Raw genomic sequence first — 18,894 nt, forward strand, 5'->3', positions numbered from 1 at the left:
GGCATGGCAGTTGATACCGAGTGGCTGGTTGAGTTCTTCCGCGGGCAGGCGCGCCTGGGCTTTGACGAGGGTGACTACACCCGCACGCGCAACAGTTGCCGCGAGGTGCTGCAGTATGTGCCGGAAGACGCCCCCTCCTGGGCGCTGCTGGGCGAGGCGGCGCTGGCCAGTCGCGACCCTGTCACGGCTTTGCGAGCGTTTGACCATCTGGTTGATCTCGAGCCCGACAATCCCGAGCATGCGATGAAGCTCGGCCAGGCTTGCCTGCAGGCGCAGGACTGGCCGGCTGCTGTTACCGCCTTCAATCAGGTCCTTAAACTGCAGCCCGAGCATGCCGGGGCGAACGAAGCGCTGGCGCTGATTGCGCAGCTGCAGGAACGCCTGAATATCCTCGAACAACTGCCGGCGAATCAGCCGGGGCGCAATGATCCCTGTCCCTGTGGTAGCGGCCTGAAATACAAGAAATGCTGCCTGGAGAAAAGCTCGCAAACCCTGATTCTGCAGCGCTTCGAGCAGGCGTTTGCCGCGCAGGAGTGGCAGCAGGTGGTGTCCTTGGGTGAAGAGTTGCGCGGTACATCGCCGCAGATTCGCCGAGCCACGGCCCTGGCCCGCTACCAGTTGAGCCAGCGCGAGCCGGCTTACCCGCTGGTCAAGGCGGCGTATCGCGAGTGGCCGGATGATCTGGAGCTGCGCGCGGCGCTGGCCGATCTCGAACTCGATCATGATGTGGCGAAGGCGAAACGATTGGCCGAGGCCACCCTGTCTGCCGACCCACGGCAGTGGCGGGCCAGCCTGGTACTGGCCGCCGTGCATTCCCGCCAAGGTTCACCTGCACAGTCCGAAAAGACTTTGCGCGAGCTGTTGCAGCACAACCCGGATTGCACCTTGGCCTGGCAGCGCTTGAGCAACTTCCTGCGCAAGTCCATGCGTCTCGACGATGACCTGGCGACTATGGGCGAATGGACCGAACGTTGCCCCGATAATGCGGATGCCTGGTGCCATCGCGGCATGTCGGCGGTGATGATGCAGCAGTTCCAAAACGGGCGTGAATACCTGGAGCGGGCCCTGCAGCTGGCTCCGTCCCATCATGAAGCCCTTTGCTGGATGGGCCAGTCCTATCAGCAGGAACAGAACCCGCACAAGGCGCTGGAATACCTGATGCGCGGTCTGCAACTCAAGCCTGATTACCAGGCGGGCTGGAACATGCTCGGCGGGGTGTACCAGTCGGTCGGTCGTCAGCATGAGTCGGAGGGCTGCTTCATGCGCGCCCTGGCCATTTCGCCGCTGCAGGCCCTGGCCTGGAACAACCTGGCCAATACCTACCTGGACTGGCGCGCGCTGGAGGAAGCCGAGAAAGTCATGCACGTGGCGCTGGAGCTCAATCCCGGTGACCCCAGCCTGTGGAACAACCTGGGCAACATCCTCAGCGCCGACAAGCGCCTGAAGGAAGCCCTGGTTGCCTATCGCAAGACCCAGGAGCTGATGCCGGGCTATGAGCCGGTATTGATCAACCTGGCGGGTGTCGAGTCGCATTTTGGCAACCTCGACCGTGCCATTGCCCTGTTGCGCCAGGTGCTCGACTTGCCGGGGGCGCGCACCAATCTGCTGTTCTTTGCCAACTACCATCCGGACTGGAGCGGTGAGCAGGTGTACCAGCTCTACCGCGAGGTTACCGATCGCTATCCGGCCCGGCAGTATTTCCACTACGACAATCCGCGTACAGAGAAGCGCCGCCTGCGCATCGGCTATGTGTCGCCGGATTTCCGTCACCACGTCTGCGCGATATTCATTGAGCCGCTGCTCAGCCACCACGATCACGAGCAGGTCGAGGTGTTTGCCTACTCGCTGGTGCGCCGCGAGGATGCGATGACCGAGCGCTTCATCGGCCATGTCGACCATTGGCGCCATTGCGTCGGGTTGAGTGACAAGGCAATCGCCGAACGCATTCGTGAAGATGGCATCGATATCCTTGTCGATCTAGCCGGGCATACCGGCAACAGTCGCCTGCAGGTGTTCGCCCTGAAGCCGGCGCCGGTACAGATCAGCTGGTGGATGGGATTCGCCTTCGGCACGGGCCTGGAGCAGGTGGACTACTTCCTCGCCGACGAGCAGATGCTGCCAGTCGGCTGCGAATCATCCTTCGCCGAAAGCCTCTGGCGCATGCCCGCGCCAGCCGTGGCCTATGTGCCGCCGGAGCGCATGCAGGTCGAGATCAGCGCGTTACCGGCGCTGAGCAACGGCTATATCACCTTCGGCAGTCTGACCCGCCCGGTGCGCCTGAACTATAAGGTCATCGAGGTCTGGTCGGCGTTGCTCAAGCGCGTGCCGAACTCGCGCTTGCTGCTCGACAGCAACGCCTTCAGCGATGAAAGCCTGCGTGAGCATTACTTTGCCCTGTTTGCCGAGCAAGGCATTGCTGCCGAGCGCCTACTAATCGGCTATACCTCGCCTGCCACTGAGGCGTTGGCGCAGATGGATATCGCCCTGGACTGCTTCCCGCACAACTCCGGCACCACGCTGTATGAAAGCCTGTACATGGGCTTGCCGGTGGTCAGCCTGCGTGATCGTCCGTCCATGGGCCGGGTCGGCGCGCTGATTCTGCACGGTATGGGGCGTGACGAATGGATTGCCGATACGGTACAGGAGTACCTCGACAAACTGGTGGCGCTGGCCAACGATGTGCCGGCGCTGGCGAAGATCCGCGCCGGTCTGCGTGATGAAATGCTGGCCTCTAAACTCTGCGATGCGGTGGACTTCACCCGGCGGATGGAGGAAACCTACCGGCAGATGTGGCAACGCTATTGCGAACAAGGAGAACAATAATGAAAGCGGTGATTCTGGCCGGTGGCCTCGGCACGCGGATCAGCGAGGAATCGCACCTCAAGCCCAAGCCGATGATCGAGATCGGCGGCAAGCCGATTCTCTGGCACATCATGAAGCAGTACTCGGCCCACGGTATCCAGGACTTCGTCATCTGCCTGGGCTACAAGGGTTATGCAATCAAGGATTTCTTCGCCAACTACTTCCTGCATACCTCGGATGTCACCTTCGACATGCGCAGCAACCAGATGGAAGTGCACCAGAACTACAGCGAGCCCTGGCGGGTGACCCTGGTAGACACCGGTGAGGAAACCATGACCGGTGGACGTCTGCGCCGCGTCGGGCGTTTCCTGGAGGAGGATGAGGCGTTCTGTTTCACCTATGGCGATGGCGTTTCCGACCTCAATATCAGTGCCCTGGTGGCCTTCCACAAAGAGCATGGCAAATTCGCCACCGTTACCGCGGTGCAGCCGCCGGGGCGTTACGGCGCCTTGGCCCGCGAAGGTGACCAGGTCACCGGTTTCGTCGAGAAACCGCGTGGCGATGGTGGCTGGATCAATGGCGGCTTCTTCGTCCTGTCGCCCAAGGTGCTGCCCTATATCGACAAGGACACGAGCACCTGGGAAGCCGAGCCGCTGGACCGGTTGGCCAGCGAGGGGCAGCTGATGGCCTATCAGCACGAAGGCTTCTGGCACCCGATGGATACCCTGCGCGACAAAAACTACCTCGAGCAGCTGTGGCAGAGCGGGGAGGCGCCGTGGAAGCAGTGGAGCTGAACCAGGCCTTCTGGCAGGGCAAGCGTGTTCTGCTGACCGGTCATACCGGCTTCAAGGGTGGCTGGCTGGCGCTCTGGTTGCAGAACTGGGGTGCCAAGGTCAGTGGTTTCGCCCTGGCGCCATCGACCCAGCCGAGCCTGTTCGAACTGGCGCGGGTCGGCGAGGGCATCGACAGCCATATCGGCGACCTGCGCGATCTTGCCGAATTGCAGCGCGTGATGGCCGAAGTGCGCCCCGAGATCATCCTGCACCTGGCGGCGCAGCCCCTGGTGCGCGAGGGTTACCGTGATCCGCTGGGTACCTACGCCAGCAACGTGATGGGCACCCTGCATCTGCTCGAAGCCATGCGCCAGGTCGGTGGTGTGCGGGCTTGTGTGGTGGTCACCACCGACAAGGTCTACGCCAACCACGAGTGGGCCTGGCCTTATCGGGAAAACGAACCCCTGGGCGGCCATGATCCCTACAGCAGCAGCAAGGCCTGTTGCGAGCTGGTGGCGAAATCTTTTGCTGCCTCCTATTTCCCTGTGGCGCGCTATGCCGAGCACGGCCTGGCCATGGCTACCGCGCGGGCCGGCAATGTGCTGGGTGGCGGTGATTTCGCTGCTGATCGCCTGGTGCCGGATGTGCTGGCTGCGTGGTCGCGTGGCGAGCCGGTGACCCTGCGTTACCCCCAGGCCGTGCGCCCCTGGCAGCATGCCCTGGAGCCGCTTACGGGCTATCTGCAATTGGCCCAGGGCCTGTATGAGCAGGGCCCGGCCGTGGCCGGTGCGTGGAACTTCGGCCCGGCCGATGCCGATACCTGCAATGTCGGCGACGTGGTCGGGCGCATGGCGGCGCGCTGGCCGCAGGCGCCGGGCCTGAATATTGAGCAGAGTGAACTGCACGAGGCCGGCCTGCTGCGCCTGGACAGCAGCCGGGCCCGCCAGTTGCTCGGCTGGCAGCCACGCTGGTCGCTGGATGACTGCCTGCAGCAGACCCTCGACTGGCACCAGGCCTGGCAGCGCGGCGAAGATATGCGCGCGGTGAGCCTGGCGCAGCTGGCCGGCTACTGGGGGGCGGCATGAGCGATTTGCACCTGCGCGAGCTACCGCTGGCCGGGCTGTTCAGTCTGCAGCACAAGGTGCATGAGGACGAGCGCGGGCGTTTCGCCCGTTTGTTCTGCGAAGGCAGCCTGCAGGCTTTCGGTCAGCCGCTGCATATCCGTCAGATCAACCATTCGCGCACCGCTCAACGCGGCACAGTGCGCGGGCTGCATTTCCAGTATCCGCCGCATACCGAAAGCAAGCTGATTACCTGCCTGCGCGGGGCGGTGTGGGATGTGGCGGTGGATGTGCGCCAGGGTTCGCCGACTTTTCTCTGCTGGCACGCCGAGCGCCTGGAGGCGGGCGATGGTCGCAGCTTGCTGCTGCCCGCCGGATTCGCCCATGGCTTCCAAGCTCTCAGCGAGGATGCCGAACTGCTCTACCTGCACAGTGCCGATTACACCCCGGGTTTTGAGGGGGGCTTGTCTGTCAGTGATCCGCGCCTGGCTATCGACTGGCCGTTGCCGGTGCTGGGCCTGTCGGCGCGCGATGCCGGTCACCCCTTGCTGGGCGAAGATTTCCAAGGAGTACGTCTATGAACTGCCGAGGCTGTGGTGCACACCTGCACCTGCCGTTGATCGACCTGGGCACCGCGCCGCCGTCGAACGCCTATGTCAGTAGCGAACAGCTGAACCAGGCCGAGCAATGGGTGCCGCTGCGGGTGCTGGTGTGCGATGGCTGCTGGCTGGTGCAGACCGAGGACTATCGCGCAGCCGATAGCCTGTTCGATGCTGACTACGCCTATTTCAGTTCCTTCTCCAGCAGCTGGCTCAAGCATGCCGAGCGCTACGTGGCGCAGATGGTCGAGCGTTTCGGGCTGACGGCGCATAGTCGGGTGGTGGAAATTGCCGCCAACGATGGCTACCTCCTGCAATACGTAGCGCAGCGCGGCATCGCCTGCCTGGGCATTGAACCCACGGCCAGCACGGCCAAGGCGGCGCGTGAGAAGGGCCTGGAGATCCGCGAGCTGTTCTTCGGTGAGGCGGTGGCTGCGGGCTTGGTTGCGGATGGCTGGAGCGCCGACCTGATGGCGGCCAACAACGTGCTGGCCCATGTGCCGGACATCAACGATTTCCTCAAGGGCTTCGCCACCCTGCTCAAGGCTGATGGCGTGGCTACTTTCGAGTTCCCCCATCTGCTGCGGCTGATGGCCGAGGACCAGTTCGACACGCTTTACCATGAGCATTATTCCTACCTGTCGCTGACCGCCGTGCAGAACCTCTGCGTGCGCAATGGCCTGGCCATCTTCGATGTCGAGGAGTTGCCGACTCACGGCGGCTCGTTGCGCGTCTTCGTGCAACGGGTAAGTGGTGGCCGGTCTGTTGCCCCAGCGGTCGCAGCGCTGCTGGCGCAGGAAGAGGCGAGTGGGGTGCGTACCGCAGAGTTTTACGCCAGCCTGGCGCCAGCCGCCGAACGCATCAAGCACGAGCTGTTGCGCTTCCTGCTGCAGGCCAAGGCCGATGGCAAGAAAGTGGTGGGCTACGGCGCCGCAGCCAAGGGCAACACCTTGCTCAACTACGCTGGCGTGCGTGGCGACTTGCTGGCCTGGGTGGCCGATGCCAACCCGCACAAGCAGGGCAAGTTTCTGCCTGGTAGCCGCATTCCAATCGTCGAGCCGGCGCGCATTGCGGCTGAGAAGCCGGACTATGTGCTGGTGCTGCCGTGGAACCTGCTGGCCGAGGTGAGGGAACAGCAGGCTGCAATCAGCTCATGGGGTGGCCGCTTCGTGGTGGCTGTACCCAAGTTGCGCGAGCTTGATGTGCAGTACAGCGCTGAGTTTTAAGGAGGGAAGCATGGCTAATTACATTACGGATCTGTTTTACGGTGTCGGCGATAAAGAGCGTTTCGTCGATGGCGTCTCGCATGCGCTTAATACCTTGCAGTCGGATGGTATTTTTGCCGGTGATAACCTTATAACGTGGAATAAAAATATGGGTTTTTTGCGGGATGATAAATTCATCTCCGCGATTAAGGATAACAACCCTGACTTGCAGGAGGAGTCCCTTATCTGGCGCTTGCACACCTTGTGCTGGGCGGCTCGACAATGCAGCAGGCTAGAGGGTGATTTTGTTGAGGCGGGTGTTTATAAGGGCTTCACTGTCAAGGTGCTCTGTGATTACCTGGGCTTCAATGACCTGGCACGTGATTACTATTTGTACGATGTTTTCTACCACACGCCCGATATGAAACATCATGCTTTGTCGAGTCACAGCGATCAGCTTTATACGCAGGTCTGCGAGCGCTTACGCGATTATCCGCGAGTCAAGGTGGTGCAAGGCCTTGTGCCTGATTCCTTTGTGAAGGGTATGCCGGAAAAAATCGCATTCATGCATATCGATATGAATAATGCCGACGCAGAAGTAGCGGTTCTCGATCAGCTTTATGAACGTCTGGTGCCCGGCGGCATGATAGTTTTCGATGACTATGGCTGGTTGTGGTACGGGGCTCAGCAACATGCTGAAGATGCATGGCTCAGTCAGCGTCATTATGAGCGCATTTTAGAGTTGCCTACCGGTCAAGGCCTGCTGGTTAAGCTCTGAACATGTCTAGTGCTCGCAGGCGTGTTCTGGTGACGGGAGCCGGTGGTTTTATTGGCCGCCATGTGCTCAGTCAATTGCGTGACGCTGGCTGGGAGGTGCATGCCGTTTATAGTCAAAGTCATACCTACGCGGCAGACAATGAAAAAACAGCCCATCATGCCGTGAACTTGTTGTTGCCTGGGGCTGCTGAGTCTTTGTGCAAAACGGTAAGGCCGCAGTGTTTGTTGCATCTGGCTTGGTGTGCCAAGCCGGGTGGGTACTGGACCTCGCCGGAAAATCTGAGCTGGGTGCGGGCCACCGTGGAGTTGCTGGAAGCCTTCCAGCACCATGGTGGCGAACAGGCTGTACTGGTAGGCAGCTGCGCGGAATACGACTGGTCTGGTGAGGGTGTTTGCCGTGAATACCAAACGCCGATCAAGCCAGCAACTCCCTACGGGCGTAGCAAGAATGCTACCCGCGAGTTGGCCGAGTTGTTCGGCGAGTTGCATGACATACCAGTGGCCTGGGCGCGGATCTTCCATGCCTATGGGCCGTATGAAGCGCCGGCGCGTTTGGTGCCTGCGGTAATCGGTGCGCTACTCAAAGGCGAGTCGGCGCGTTGCTCCCATGGCGAGCAACTGCGTGATCTGCTGCATGTGGCGGATGTGGCCGCAGCGTTGGTCCAGTTGCTGCGTGTCGATGCCCGGGGCGCATTTAATATCGGCAGCGGACAGCCGACACGCCTGCGTGAGGTCATCGAGTACCTGGCTAGGCAATTGGATGCCGAACACCTGCTGCAATTTGGGGTTGTGCCTGTAGCGGCCAACGACCCCCCGTTGCTGATCGCCGACAACCAGCGCCTGTTGGCGACCGGCTGGCAGCCGCGATTCGATCTACACAGTGGTTTGAATGATGCCCTGGCCTGGTGGCGTGGGCAGATTTAATACTCAGAAAGGAGCAGGACGTGAAACTGACAGTCGATACCGATAACAAAAAACTGACCCTGAACGAGAACGGAGTGGTTCGCGAGCTGGAGCTCTACACCGACGAGGCCTTCGAGCTACTGTCCCAGCAATGGGTCAACCTCGGCTGGAACCAGAAATACCCCTATACCTTCTCCTGGATGGGTCGCCCGGTAATCCAGCTGCCGGAAGACATGATCCGCATGCAGGAGGTGATCTATAAGGTCAAACCGGACGTGATAGTCGAGACCGGTGTGGCCCACGGCGGCTCCCTGATCTATTACGCCAGCCTGTTCCAGGCCATGGGCAAGGGCCGGGTGATCGGCATTGACATCGAGATCCGCCCGCACAACCGCAAGGCTATCGAGGAGCATGAGCTGTTCAGCTACCTGACGCTGATCGAAGGCAGCTCGGTTGCCGATGACGTGGTGGCGCAGGTCAAGTCGCTGATCAAACCCGGTGAGACCGTGCTGGTCATCCTTGACTCGAATCACACCTATGCCCATGTGGCCGAAGAGCTGCGTCTGTATTCGCCGCTGGTGACCAAGGGCTCCTATATTGTCTCTACCGATGGGGTGATGAAGGAAGTCAAGGATGTACCCCGTGCCGGCAAGGACTGGGGCACTGACAACCCGTCCAACGCGGCTATCGATTTCGCGGCGGCCAATCCGCAGTTCGTCATCGAGCAGCCGGCCTGGCCGTTCAATGAAAGCACGCTGAGCAAGAACATCACCCACTGGCCGGATGCCTGGTTGAAACGGGTCTAAATGATAGAAAGTGGCGATGCGCCACTGCAGTTAGCCTGCTGTGGCGCGTCAAACTTCCATTGAAACCCCGCTTTTCGCTGGTTAAATTTTCTAAATCGTTGTTTTGACTGAAAGAAAAAAATTGGTTTTTCCTCGCTAAAGCCACCTAAAGTTGCGCCGGGTAGCGCCGATACAAAGATCGAATGCGAACTTTATGGGGCGTCTGAGCAAAGCAGGCCCAAAGCTCGCAAGCTCAGGCAAACCCAGTTAGTACGGTCCTTTGGAGGCAAATACCATGGCCCTGACAGTCAACACCAACGTAGCGTCGCTGAACACTCAGCGTAACCTCAACACTTCTGCCAAAGGCCTGGACACTTCGCTTCAGCGCCTGTCCACCGGCTTCCGTATCAACAGCGCCAAAGACGACGCTGCTGGTCTGCAGATTTCCAACCGTCTGACCAGCCAGATCAATGGCCTGAACGTTGCGACTCGCAACGCCAACGACGGTATCTCCCTGTCGCAGACCGCTGAAGGCGCCCTGCAGCAGTCCACCGGCATTCTGCAACGTATGCGTGACCTGGCCCTGCAATCGGCCAACGGTTCCAACGGCGCAACTGAACGTGCAGCCCTCCAGGGTGAAGTGTCTCAGCTGCAACAGGAACTGGACCGCATCGCCGAAACCACTACCTTCGGTGGTCGCAAGATCCTCGACGGTACCTTCGGTTCGCAGAGCTTCCAGGTCGGCGCCAACGCTTTCGAAACCATCAGCGTTTCCGTCGGTGCAGCTTCTGCCTCGCGTATCGGTGCCAGCCGCTTCAACAGCAGCGTCGCCAGTGACACTGATGCCCAGAGTGGTCTTGCCGCTAGCCAGATTACTGGTTTCGCCGATCTGACCTCTACCGATATCGGCTATGCCTCTTCTCCGGCCAGTACCGACGGTCTGACCATCAAAGGTAAACTGGGTACCGCTTCGATTTCTCTGGCAGATGGCAGCTCGGCGCGTGAACTGTCCAATGCCGTGAATGGTGCATCTGGATCTACCGGTGTGACTTCCGCCGCGCGTACCGTAGTGCGCCTGCAGCAGGATTCAGACGGTGGTGGCTTCACCAATACCGATGTCGAAGGCAATATCAGCTTCACCCTTTACGGCTCGAATAACGCCGAGGAAGATGATGGTGTGGCGATTTCCGTGGCCATGACCGACTGGAAAGATCTGTCCGGTGTGGCGGATGCGATCAACAAGGAAACCGGTCGTACCGGCATCAGTGCCCGGGTGACCAACAGCGGCGCCCTGGAAATGGTCAGTGAGCGCGGTGACAATATTGTCATCGATGGATATACCGCTAGTGATGCAGCTGGAGCGGCCGTGACGGCTGAGCTGCAAAGCATGGCTTTCAATGGCGACAATGGGGTTGCCGATACCGAAGATGCCAGTGATACGGTAGGTGCAGCGCAGGCGCTGGCCGGTACCGGTGCTGATGGCGCCGTGGCCGTAGGTCAGGTGCGCTTCGAGTCGGCGGACTCCTTCGAGGTTGAGAACTTCGACACCATCGATACCACCATTCAGGCAGCTAGCGTGTTCAGCACCCTGGAGTCGGTCGATGAAATCGACATTGGCACTGCCATCGGCGCGCAGAATGCCTTGGGTATCGTCAGCGCGGCGATCTCCAACATCGACAGCCAGCGTGCTCAACTGGGTGCTGTGCAGAACCGCTTCGAGAACACCATCTCGAACCTGCAGAACATCTCTGAGAACGCCTCGGCTGCTCGTAGCCGGATTCGCGACACTGACTACGCTGCGGAAACTTCGGAACTGACTAAAAACCAGATCCTGCAGCAGGCCGGTACCGCAATCCTGGCCCAGGCCAACCAGCTGCCGCAGGCTGTGCTCAGCCTGCTGCAGTAAGGGTAAACGCGCTAGACTGCGGGGAGAAGGGCACAGCTCTTCTCCCCGTTCCCTCATTGTGAGGAGAAATTTATGGACGTTGGCTCAATCAAGAATTCGCTGAATCCGGCGCTTACCACAGGGCGTTCCGCCTCCGTGGACGCTGCGCGCAAGCAGGTAGTAGGTGCTGAGCCGGCCGGCGAAGAGCGAGCGGCCCAAGCAGCACCAGGCGAAACCGCTAGCATCTCGCGCGAACAGGTTGAAACTGCTGTTTCAACCATTCAAGAGTTCGTGCAATCGGCGCGCCGCAATATCAATTTTTCCCTGGAAGATGGTTCCGGGCGGGTGGTGGTAAAAGTTACCGACGCCACCTCCGGCGACATCATCCGCCAGATTCCCTCGGAAGAGGCTCTGCAGTTGGCAGAGAGCCTGGAAGAGGTTCGCAGTCTGCTGTTCAAGGCCGAAGCCTGACGTCAAGTTTTGGCATGGCTTTTGACTATTAAACGCTCACGAGGCGTTTGTAGTCATATTTTTGGCGAGGTGTAACATGGCTGGAATTCTGGGTATCGGATCGGGTATCGATATCGATAGCATCGTGACAGCGCTGGTGAACGCGGAGAAAGCTCCGAAGACCCTGCAACTGGATCGACTGGAAAAGGTCACCACCTCGCGCTTCTCTGCGCTTGGCACCCTGAAGGGCTCGCTGAGCGGCCTGCAGACAGCCATCCAGGGCCTGAGCAAGGCGTCTGTCTTCGAGACGCGTACGGCCTCATCCAGCAGTAGCAGCGTGCTCACCGCCAAAGCTGCCGCCTCGGCAGATGCCGGCAAGTACAGCATGCAGGTGCAGCAGCTCGCGTCCAGTAGCAAGGTTGCCTTGCAGTCTGTGTCCAGCACCTCAGGCACCACCTTCAATAGCGGCAAGATGACCATCTCGGCCGGCTCGTCCAGTATCGAAGTCGATGTCACGGCAGGCAACAATACCCTCAGCGGCCTTCGCGACAGCATCAACGAAGAAGGCAAGAGTGCCGGGATCAGTGCCACCATCGTCACCGATGCCTCGGGTTCGCGCCTGGTGCTCAGCTCCAGCAAGACCGGCGAGGGCAACGATATTCAGGTAGCGGTTACCGAGGATGGCGTCACTACGGGTACTGTGGCCCTGACCACTCAGGCGTTCCAGCCCACCGTCAACCTGGAACTGGGCAACATTGCCGGTGGTAGCACCGCCACTTTCCAGGCCGGTGATATTGCAATCAGTTCCGGTGGCGTCAATCTGAACGTGAGCATCGCTGATGGCTTCACGCTCGAAGACGTTCGCGACATGATCAACATCAATGGTAATCCGCAGGGCATTTCGGCTGTCATCGAGACCGACAGTTCGGGCGCTCGCCTGGTGCTGAGCTCAACCAATGGTGACGATCTTACGGTTGCGGCCACCTCCACGGGGGGGACGGGCACCAATGCGCTGACCGCTCTTAATCCTGCTGTTGGCGCCACGGCGACTAGCACCGGGCCCGATTCCACCACCGGAGCAGGCGGGGTAATCAGCAGGGCGCAGTCCGCCATTCTTTACGTCGACGGCCTGCAGGTCACCAGTGATAGCAACACGGTGACCACGGCGATCGATGGTCTGACCCTCAATCTGGTCAGTGCCCAAAGCAGTGCCGATCTTCTGGCCGGCAAGACCGTCGATATCACGGTCGGTGTCGACAAGGGCACGGTGAAAAGCAATGTGCAGAAGTTTGTCGATGCCTATAACAGCCTTATCAGCACGGTGGGGCAGCTGAGCGCCGTGGTACCGGTAACCGACGGAAATCCCGTAACTGGGCCGTTGGTGGGTGATGTCACGGTACGTGGCTTGATGTCTGGAATCCGTGGCGAGCTGGTTAAGATGACCGGTCCTGATGGTGCTCGGGCCCTGGCTGAACTGGGCATCACCACGCAGAAGGACGGTACGCTGAAGATCGATGACACGACGCTGAGTGCTGCCCTGGATAACAACTTCGAAGGGGTGGCCGAGTACTTCAGTGGCAGCAATGGTTTGATGACGCGGCTTGAGAGCAATGTCAGCCATTATCTGAAGAGCGATGGGGTGCTCGATCAGCGCACCAAGTCGCTTTCCAGCACCCTGTCCAATATCGATGATCAGCGCGAAGCGCTGGATATGCGCATCGAGAAAGTTCAGGCGCGTCTGGTGGCGCAGTACTCCGCGATGGACAGTCTGGTTGCGCGCTTGAAAAAGACCAGCGAGAGTCTGACCAGTCAACTGGCGAGCCTGCCAGGCTTCGTGAAAAAGGATTGATAGATGAGCAAGAAACCCATCGATACCTACAAACAGGTCAAAACCAGCCAGGAAGTATCGCCTTACCGCACCGTGCAGATGCTGCTCGATGGCGCCCTTGAGCGTGTTCGTCTGGCGCGCCATGCCCAGGCGGAAGGTGATACCGAGATTCGTGGCCTGGCGGTAGGCAGCACCATCACCATCCTCGGGGTATTGCAGGCGGGTCTGGACAAGGATCTGGGCGGCGAAATCGCCGAGAACCTCGATGCGCTCTACGATTACATGACGCGCCAGCTGGCCGGCGTGGCACTGGATAGCACCCCGCGCAGCCTCGATGAAGTGCATGCGCTGCTGACCCAGATCAAGACCGCTTGGGATGCTATCGGCCCCGAGGTAGAGCCTGCGGCGACCGCGGGATAATTTGCGTTTTTCGTCCTTTCCTGCGTCTTTAGCGTTAAAGCTGTCCACCGTGTTGCCGATACATTTGATGTATCCAGGCAATGTTCAGTGGAGAGATCATGAACGCGATGGCGGCCCTCAAGCAGTATCAAACCGTCAATACCCAAGCGCAGGTTGGCGATGCCAGTCCGCACCGACTGATCCAGATGTTGATGGAAGGTGGCATGTCGCGTCTGGCACAGGCGCGTGGTGCCATGCAGCATGGTCAGGTGGCAATCAAGGGCGAGCTGATCAGCAAGGCTATTGGTATCATCGGCGGCCTACGTGAAGGGCTGGATCTGCAGCAGGGTGGCGAAGTCGCTGCCAACCTCGATCGGCTCTACGAATACATGGTTTCTCGTCTGATCGAGGCTAACCTGAACAATGATGTGGCCTTGGTCGATGAAGTGGCGGGGCTGCTGCGTAATGTGAAATCCGGTTGGGATGCCATCAGCCACTAAGGCTTTCCGTAACCGAGGGGAAATCTCATGAGTTCATCTGTGCAGCGTCTCGAAGCTACCGGCAGTGCCTTGCGTGACGCATTGGCTCGCCAGGATTGGACCGCTATCGGTGAGCTTGATGCGCAATGCCGGCAAGCGGTTGACGAGGCCATGGTCGAGGCGGTGCACGATGAAGGTGTGCTGCGCGAGCGCATGCAAGAGTTGCTCGACCTCTATCGCGAACTGGTGATGATGTGTCAGAGCGAGCAGCGTCGTCTGGCAGGCGAACTGGTGCAGCTCAACCAGTCACAGCAAGGCGCCAAGGTTTACCAGCTGTTCACCTGATCCAGCCCGCTCTGCGGGCTTTTTTCATTCTTTCTCCCCGCGCAGCGAATTTTTATCGCTAAAAAGCAGAAAATTCACGTCATAAAATTGACTCATGCCTGATTTTTGACTTTACTAGTGGCCAATTGCCGGTGTTGCCCACGACTTTAGTGAGCAACTTCATTTTCAGCTCGCGAGTCAGACCCTAATAAGATGTGGCGTGAAACCAAGATCCTGCTGATTGACGACAACAGCGAGCGCCGCCGTGATCTGGCGGTGATCCTCAATTTTCTCGGCGAAGAGCACTTTTCCTGCGCTAGCGCCACATGGCGTGAAGCGGTAGCGCCGCTGGATTCCAGCCGCACTGTGCTCTGCGTGCTGCTGGGCGACGTGCAGGTCAAGGGCAGTGCCCTGGAGCTGCTCAAGCAGTTGACGGCCTGGGACGAGAACCTGCCGCTGCTGCTGATTGGCGAAGCCGCCCCGGCCGACTGGTCGGAGGATCTGCGTCGGCGTGTGCTGGCCAGCCTGGAGATGCCGGCCAGCTACAACAAGCTGCTCGATTCCCTGCACCGCGCCCAGGTCTATCGCGAGATGTACGACCAGGCGCGCGAGCGCGGCCGGCAGCGCGAGCCCAATCTGTTTCGTAGCCTGGTGGGCACCAGTCGTGCCATCCATCAGGTGCGGCAGATGATGCAGCAGGTGGCCGATACCGAAGCCAGCGTGCTCCTCCTCGGCGAGTCCGGCACCGGCAAGGAAGTGGTCGCGCGCAATCTGCACTACCACTCCAAGCGCCGCGAAGCGCCGTTCGTGCCGGTCAATTGCGGGGCGATTCCCGCCGAACTGCTGGAAAGCGAACTGTTCGGCCATGAGAAGGGCGCGTTCACCGGTGCCATCACCAGCCGCGCCGGGCGTTTCGAACTGGCCAATGGCGGCACCCTGTTCCTCGACGAGATCGGCGACATGCCGCTGCCTATGCAGGTCAAGCTGCTGCGGGTGCTGCAGGAACGTACCTTCGAGCGCGTCGGCAGTAACAAGACGCAAAGTGCCGATGTGCGCATCATCGCTGCCACCCACAAAGATCTGGAAAAAATGATCGAAGAGGGCACCTTCCGCGAGGACCTCTACTATCGCCTCAACGTATTCCCCATCGAGATGGCGCCACTGCGCGAGCGGGTGGAAGACATCCCGTTGCTAATGAACGAGCTGATCTCGCGCATGGAGTTCGAAAAGCGCGGCTCGATTCGTTTCAACTCGGCCTCGATCATGTCGCTGTGCCGCCACGATTGGCCGGGTAACGTCCGTGAGCTGGCCAACCTGGTCGAGCGCATGGCGATCATGCATCCCTATGGGGTGATCGGCGTCGGCGAACTGCCGAAGAAATTCCGCCATGTCGATGACGAAGACGAACAGCTGGCGACCAGTCTTCGCGAGGAGTTCGAGGAGCGTGCTGCCATTGGTGCGGGACTGCCTGGCGTATCCACGGCGGCGATGCTGCCGCCGGAAGGCCTCGACCTCAAGGACTACCTGGGTAACCTCGAGCAGGGGCTGATCCAGCAGGCCCTGGATGACGCCGGTGGCGTCGTCGCACGGGCTGCCGAGCGTCTGCGTATCCGCCGTACCACGCTGGTGGAGAAGATGCGCAAGTACGGCATGAGTCGCCGGGACGAGGAGGGTGGGGAAGAGGACTGACAAGTCCGCTTCACCCAGCCAATAAAGCCGGAGCTTTGACGCAGCCTCCGGCTTTATTTTTCAAGTATTTGAAAATAAACGATATTTTTTTAGGCACGGCGATTGCTATGACTCTTCTGACTGACCGTCTTCTGACGGTTTGCCAAGCGAGAGAAGAACATGAGCCAAGCTGCCCAACCATCCCCGAATCCTCAAGCCGCTGCTGCCGCGCCGGTTGAACAGGCCAGTCGCGCCAGCCTGGAGCAGGCGTTCGAGCTGTTCAACCAGATGTCGACGCAGCTCACGGCCTCCTACAGCATGCTTGAAGCGCGGGTTACCGAGCTCAAGGGCCAGCTGGCTCTGGTCAGCGCCCAGCGCATGCAGGAGCTGGCGGAGAAGGAGCGACTGGCTCATCGCCTGCAAAGCCTGCTCGATCTGCTCCCCGGTGGGGTGATCGTCATCGACGGCCAGGGCGTGGTCCGCGAGGCCAATCCGGTGGCGCGCACTCTGCTCGTGAAGCCACTGGTTGGCATGCTCTGGCGTGAAGTCATCAGCCGCAGTTTTGCCCCGCGTGAAGATGATGGCCATGAGATTTCCCTCAAGGATGGCCGCCGGCTATCCATTGCCACCCGCTCGTTGCATGGCGAGCCGGGGCAGCTGGTGTTGCTCACCGACCTGACGGAAACCCGTCGCCTGCAGGATCAACTCTCCCGTCATGAGCGCCTCTCGGCCCTCGGGCGCATGGTCGCGTCGCTGGCTCATCAGATTCGTACGCCGCTTTCCGCGGCGCTGCTGTATGCCAGCCATCTGACCGAGCAGGCCTTATCTCTGGAGCAGCAGCAGCGCTTCGCCGGGCGTCTCAAGGAGCGTCTGCATGAGTTGGAACACCAGGTGCGCGACATGCTGGTGTTTGCCCGCGGCGAGTTGCCTTTACCCAACCGTATCGCGCCGTCGGTATTTTTCGATGCCCTGCGCGCCGCCGCCGAAGTGCATGTGCAGGACATGAGTGTGCGCTGGCAATGCGATGCCCGCGCCGGCGAGTTGCTGTGTAACCGCGACACCCTGGTCGGCACGGTGCTCAATCTGATCCAGAACTCGATCCAGGCGGCCGGCCGCGAGGCGCGTTTGAAGATCCACCTGTACGCCCGTGGCAACACCTTGCGCCTGTGTGTCAGCGACAACGGCGAGGGCATCGATCCGACGACCCTGGCGCGCCTCGGCGAACCTTTCTTCACCACCAAGACCACCGGCACGGGCCTCGGCCTGGCCGTGGTTCAGGCGGTGGCACGTGCCCACCAGGGCGAGCTGCAACTGCGCTCGCGGGTGGGGCGTGGCACCTGTGCCACCCTCGTTCTGCCGCTGCTGCCCGCAGCGCATCTGGTTTCTCAGGAGTAACGCCATGACTGCCAAAATTCTGCTGGTCGAAGACGACCGCGCGTTGCGCGAGGCACTGGCCGACACCCTGCTGCTCGGCGGCCATGATCTGCGCGCCGTGGCGTGCGCCGAAGAGGCGCTCATAGCGCTGACCGAGGAGGCCTTCAGCCTGGTGGTCAGCGACGTCAATATGCCGGGCATGGATGGCCACCAGTTGCTCGGCCTGATCCGTAGCCGTTACCCGCAACTGCCGGTGCTGCTGATGACCGCTTATGGCGCCGTGGAGCGCGCGGTGGATGCGATCCGCCAGGGCGCCGCGGATTACCTGGTCAAGCCCTTCGAACCCAAGGCCCTGCTGGATCTGGTCGCTCGTCACGCGCTTGGCCGCCTCAGTGCCAGTGACTGCGATGGCCCGATTGCCTGCGAGCCGGCCAGCCTGCAACTGCTGGAACTGGCCGCGCGGGTGGCGCGCAGCGATTCGACCGTGCTGATCTCCGGCGAGTCCGGCACCGGCAAGGAGGTGCTGGCGCGCTACATCCACCAGCAGTCGCCACGGGCCGGCAAGCCGTTCATCGCCATCAACTGTGCGGCGATTCCGGACAACATGCTGGAGGCCACGCTGTTCGGTCACGAAAAGGGCGCGTTCACCGGCGCCATCGCCGCTCAGCCGGGTAAGTTCGAGCTGGCCGAAGGTGGCACCATCCTGCTCGATGAAATTTCCGAGATGCCCATGGCGCTGCAGGCCAAACTCCTGCGCGTTCTGCAGGAGCGCGAGGTGGAGCGGGTAGGGGCGCGAAAGCCGATCAACCTGGATATCCGCGTGCTGGCCACCACCAACCGGGATCTGGCTGGCGAGGTCGCCGCCGGGCGTTTCCGTGAAGACCTTTACTATCGCCTGTCGGTATTTCCGCTGGCCTGGCGGGCCCTGCGCGAGCGTACCGCCGATATTCTGCCGCTGGCCGAGCGCCTGTTGGCCAAGCACGTCAAAAAAATGAATCATGGCGCCGTGCAGCTTTCCCCGCAGGCGCGTGCCTGCCTGATTGCCCACCCCTGGCCGGGTAATGTGCGCGAACTGGATAACGCCATTCAGCGTGCGCTGATCCTGCAGCAGGGCGGGTTGATCCAGCCCCATGACCTGTGTCTGACGGCACCCATCGGCATGGCGCCGCTGCCCATGACTGCGCCACCGCTCAGTTTGGTGATCAACAGTCCGGCCCCACTGGAGCAGGAGTCGCCGGCAGAGGCATCCGGCGCCCTGGGGGACGACCTGCGTCGCCGTGAGTTCCAGATGATCATCGATACCCTGCGCTCCGAGCGTGGCCGCCGCAAGGAGGCTGCCGAGCGCCTGGGCATCAGTCCGCGCACCCTGCGTTACAAGCTCGCGCAGATGCGTGATGCCGGCATGGATGTCGAGGCCTATCTGTTCGCCAGTTAGGAGCCTATAGCCCCTTAAGTAGTCAGCAAGTTCTCTGGCTGAACGCTTCACGCTAGACCCCTCTTTGGCCCGCCCCGTGCGGGCCTTTCTTTTTGGCACCCTTGTTGCAGATACCTCTCTACAGAGCCGCGCAGCGTCAAAAAACCG

General features: G+C 60.7%; 17 protein-coding genes. All 17 read left to right on the top strand.

Translation table 11 applies throughout. The features are described from left to right. Window positions 1-3 precede the first annotated feature (3 nt). The 17 genes from HNE05_RS09010 (at window position 4) to fleR (ending at window position 18,747) form a co-directional block, all read left to right on the top strand. Window positions 4-2,823, top strand: a complete 2,820-nt coding sequence (locus HNE05_RS09010; RefSeq protein ID WP_173205871.1) for an O-linked N-acetylglucosamine transferase family protein — start codon at window positions 4-6, stop codon at window positions 2,821-2,823. Next, window positions 2,823-3,596: a glucose-1-phosphate cytidylyltransferase gene (gene rfbF, locus HNE05_RS09015; protein ID WP_173205874.1), complete on the top strand. Its 774-nt coding sequence runs from the start codon at window positions 2,823-2,825 to the stop codon at window positions 3,594-3,596. The genes HNE05_RS09010 and rfbF overlap by 1 nt, the downstream gene beginning before the upstream one ends. Next, window positions 3,578-4,660, top strand: coding sequence for a CDP-glucose 4,6-dehydratase (gene rfbG, locus HNE05_RS09020; RefSeq protein ID WP_173205877.1), 1,083 nt, complete (start codon window positions 3,578-3,580; stop codon window positions 4,658-4,660). The genes rfbF and rfbG overlap by 19 nt, the downstream gene beginning before the upstream one ends. Beyond that, window positions 4,657-5,217: a dTDP-4-dehydrorhamnose 3,5-epimerase family protein gene (locus HNE05_RS09025; protein ID WP_173205880.1), complete on the top strand. Its 561-nt coding sequence runs from the start codon at window positions 4,657-4,659 to the stop codon at window positions 5,215-5,217. The genes rfbG and HNE05_RS09025 overlap by 4 nt, the downstream gene beginning before the upstream one ends. Next, complete coding sequence (locus HNE05_RS09030; protein ID WP_173205883.1) at window positions 5,214-6,461, top strand: class I SAM-dependent methyltransferase; 1,248 nt, start codon at window positions 5,214-5,216, stop codon at window positions 6,459-6,461. The genes HNE05_RS09025 and HNE05_RS09030 overlap by 4 nt, the downstream gene beginning before the upstream one ends. A gap of 10 nt (window positions 6,462-6,471) precedes the next feature. Next, window positions 6,472-7,218 (top strand): TylF/MycF/NovP-related O-methyltransferase, encoded by a 747-nt coding sequence (locus HNE05_RS09035; RefSeq protein WP_173205886.1) that lies wholly within the window; start codon window positions 6,472-6,474, stop codon window positions 7,216-7,218. A 29-nt stretch (window positions 7,219-7,247) separates the two neighbouring features. Beyond that, entirely contained in the window at window positions 7,248-8,141 is an 894-nt protein-coding gene (locus HNE05_RS09040; protein WP_173205889.1) for an NAD-dependent epimerase/dehydratase family protein, read from the top strand. Window positions 8,142-8,161: 20 nt separating this feature from the next. Beyond that, window positions 8,162-8,926, top strand: a complete 765-nt coding sequence (locus tag HNE05_RS09045) for a cephalosporin hydroxylase family protein (protein WP_173205892.1) — start codon at window positions 8,162-8,164, stop codon at window positions 8,924-8,926. 274 nt (window positions 8,927-9,200) lie between these two features. Then, complete coding sequence (locus HNE05_RS20560; RefSeq protein ID WP_173205895.1) at window positions 9,201-10,811, top strand: flagellin; 1,611 nt, start codon at window positions 9,201-9,203, stop codon at window positions 10,809-10,811. 72 nt (window positions 10,812-10,883) lie between these two features. Then, window positions 10,884-11,261: a flagellar protein FlaG gene (locus HNE05_RS09055; protein ID WP_173205898.1), complete on the top strand. Its 378-nt coding sequence runs from the start codon at window positions 10,884-10,886 to the stop codon at window positions 11,259-11,261. A 76-nt stretch (window positions 11,262-11,337) separates the two neighbouring features. After that, entirely contained in the window at window positions 11,338-13,089 is a 1,752-nt protein-coding gene (gene fliD / locus HNE05_RS09060) for a flagellar filament capping protein FliD (RefSeq protein WP_173205902.1), read from the top strand. 3 nt (window positions 13,090-13,092) lie between these two features. Continuing rightward, entirely contained in the window at window positions 13,093-13,488 is a 396-nt protein-coding gene (gene fliS / locus HNE05_RS09065) for a flagellar export chaperone FliS (RefSeq protein ID WP_173205905.1), read from the top strand. A gap of 98 nt (window positions 13,489-13,586) precedes the next feature. Continuing rightward, a complete protein-coding gene (gene fliS, locus HNE05_RS09070; protein ID WP_173205908.1) occupies window positions 13,587-13,967 on the top strand; it encodes a flagellar export chaperone FliS in 381 nt (126 codons plus the stop codon). A gap of 27 nt (window positions 13,968-13,994) precedes the next feature. Next, window positions 13,995-14,291: a flagellar protein FliT gene (locus HNE05_RS09075; protein ID WP_173205912.1), complete on the top strand. Its 297-nt coding sequence runs from the start codon at window positions 13,995-13,997 to the stop codon at window positions 14,289-14,291. A 192-nt stretch (window positions 14,292-14,483) separates the two neighbouring features. Then, entirely contained in the window at window positions 14,484-15,959 is a 1,476-nt protein-coding gene (locus HNE05_RS09080) for a sigma-54 dependent transcriptional regulator (protein ID WP_173205915.1), read from the top strand. Window positions 15,960-16,118: 159 nt separating this feature from the next. Next, window positions 16,119-17,333 carry a sensor histidine kinase gene (locus HNE05_RS09085; RefSeq protein ID WP_173205919.1) on the top strand — a complete coding sequence of 405 codons (1,215 nt, stop codon included), beginning with the start codon at window positions 16,119-16,121 and terminating at the stop codon, window positions 17,331-17,333. A gap of 4 nt (window positions 17,334-17,337) precedes the next feature. Then, window positions 17,338-18,747, top strand: coding sequence for a sigma-54-dependent response regulator transcription factor FleR (gene fleR, locus HNE05_RS09090; RefSeq protein ID WP_173205922.1), 1,410 nt, complete (start codon window positions 17,338-17,340; stop codon window positions 18,745-18,747). The last annotated feature ends 147 nt before the right edge of the window (window positions 18,748-18,894 follow it).

Source organism: Pseudomonas campi, from assembly GCF_013200955.2.
Classification (GTDB): domain Bacteria; phylum Pseudomonadota; class Gammaproteobacteria; order Pseudomonadales; family Pseudomonadaceae; genus Aquipseudomonas; species Aquipseudomonas campi.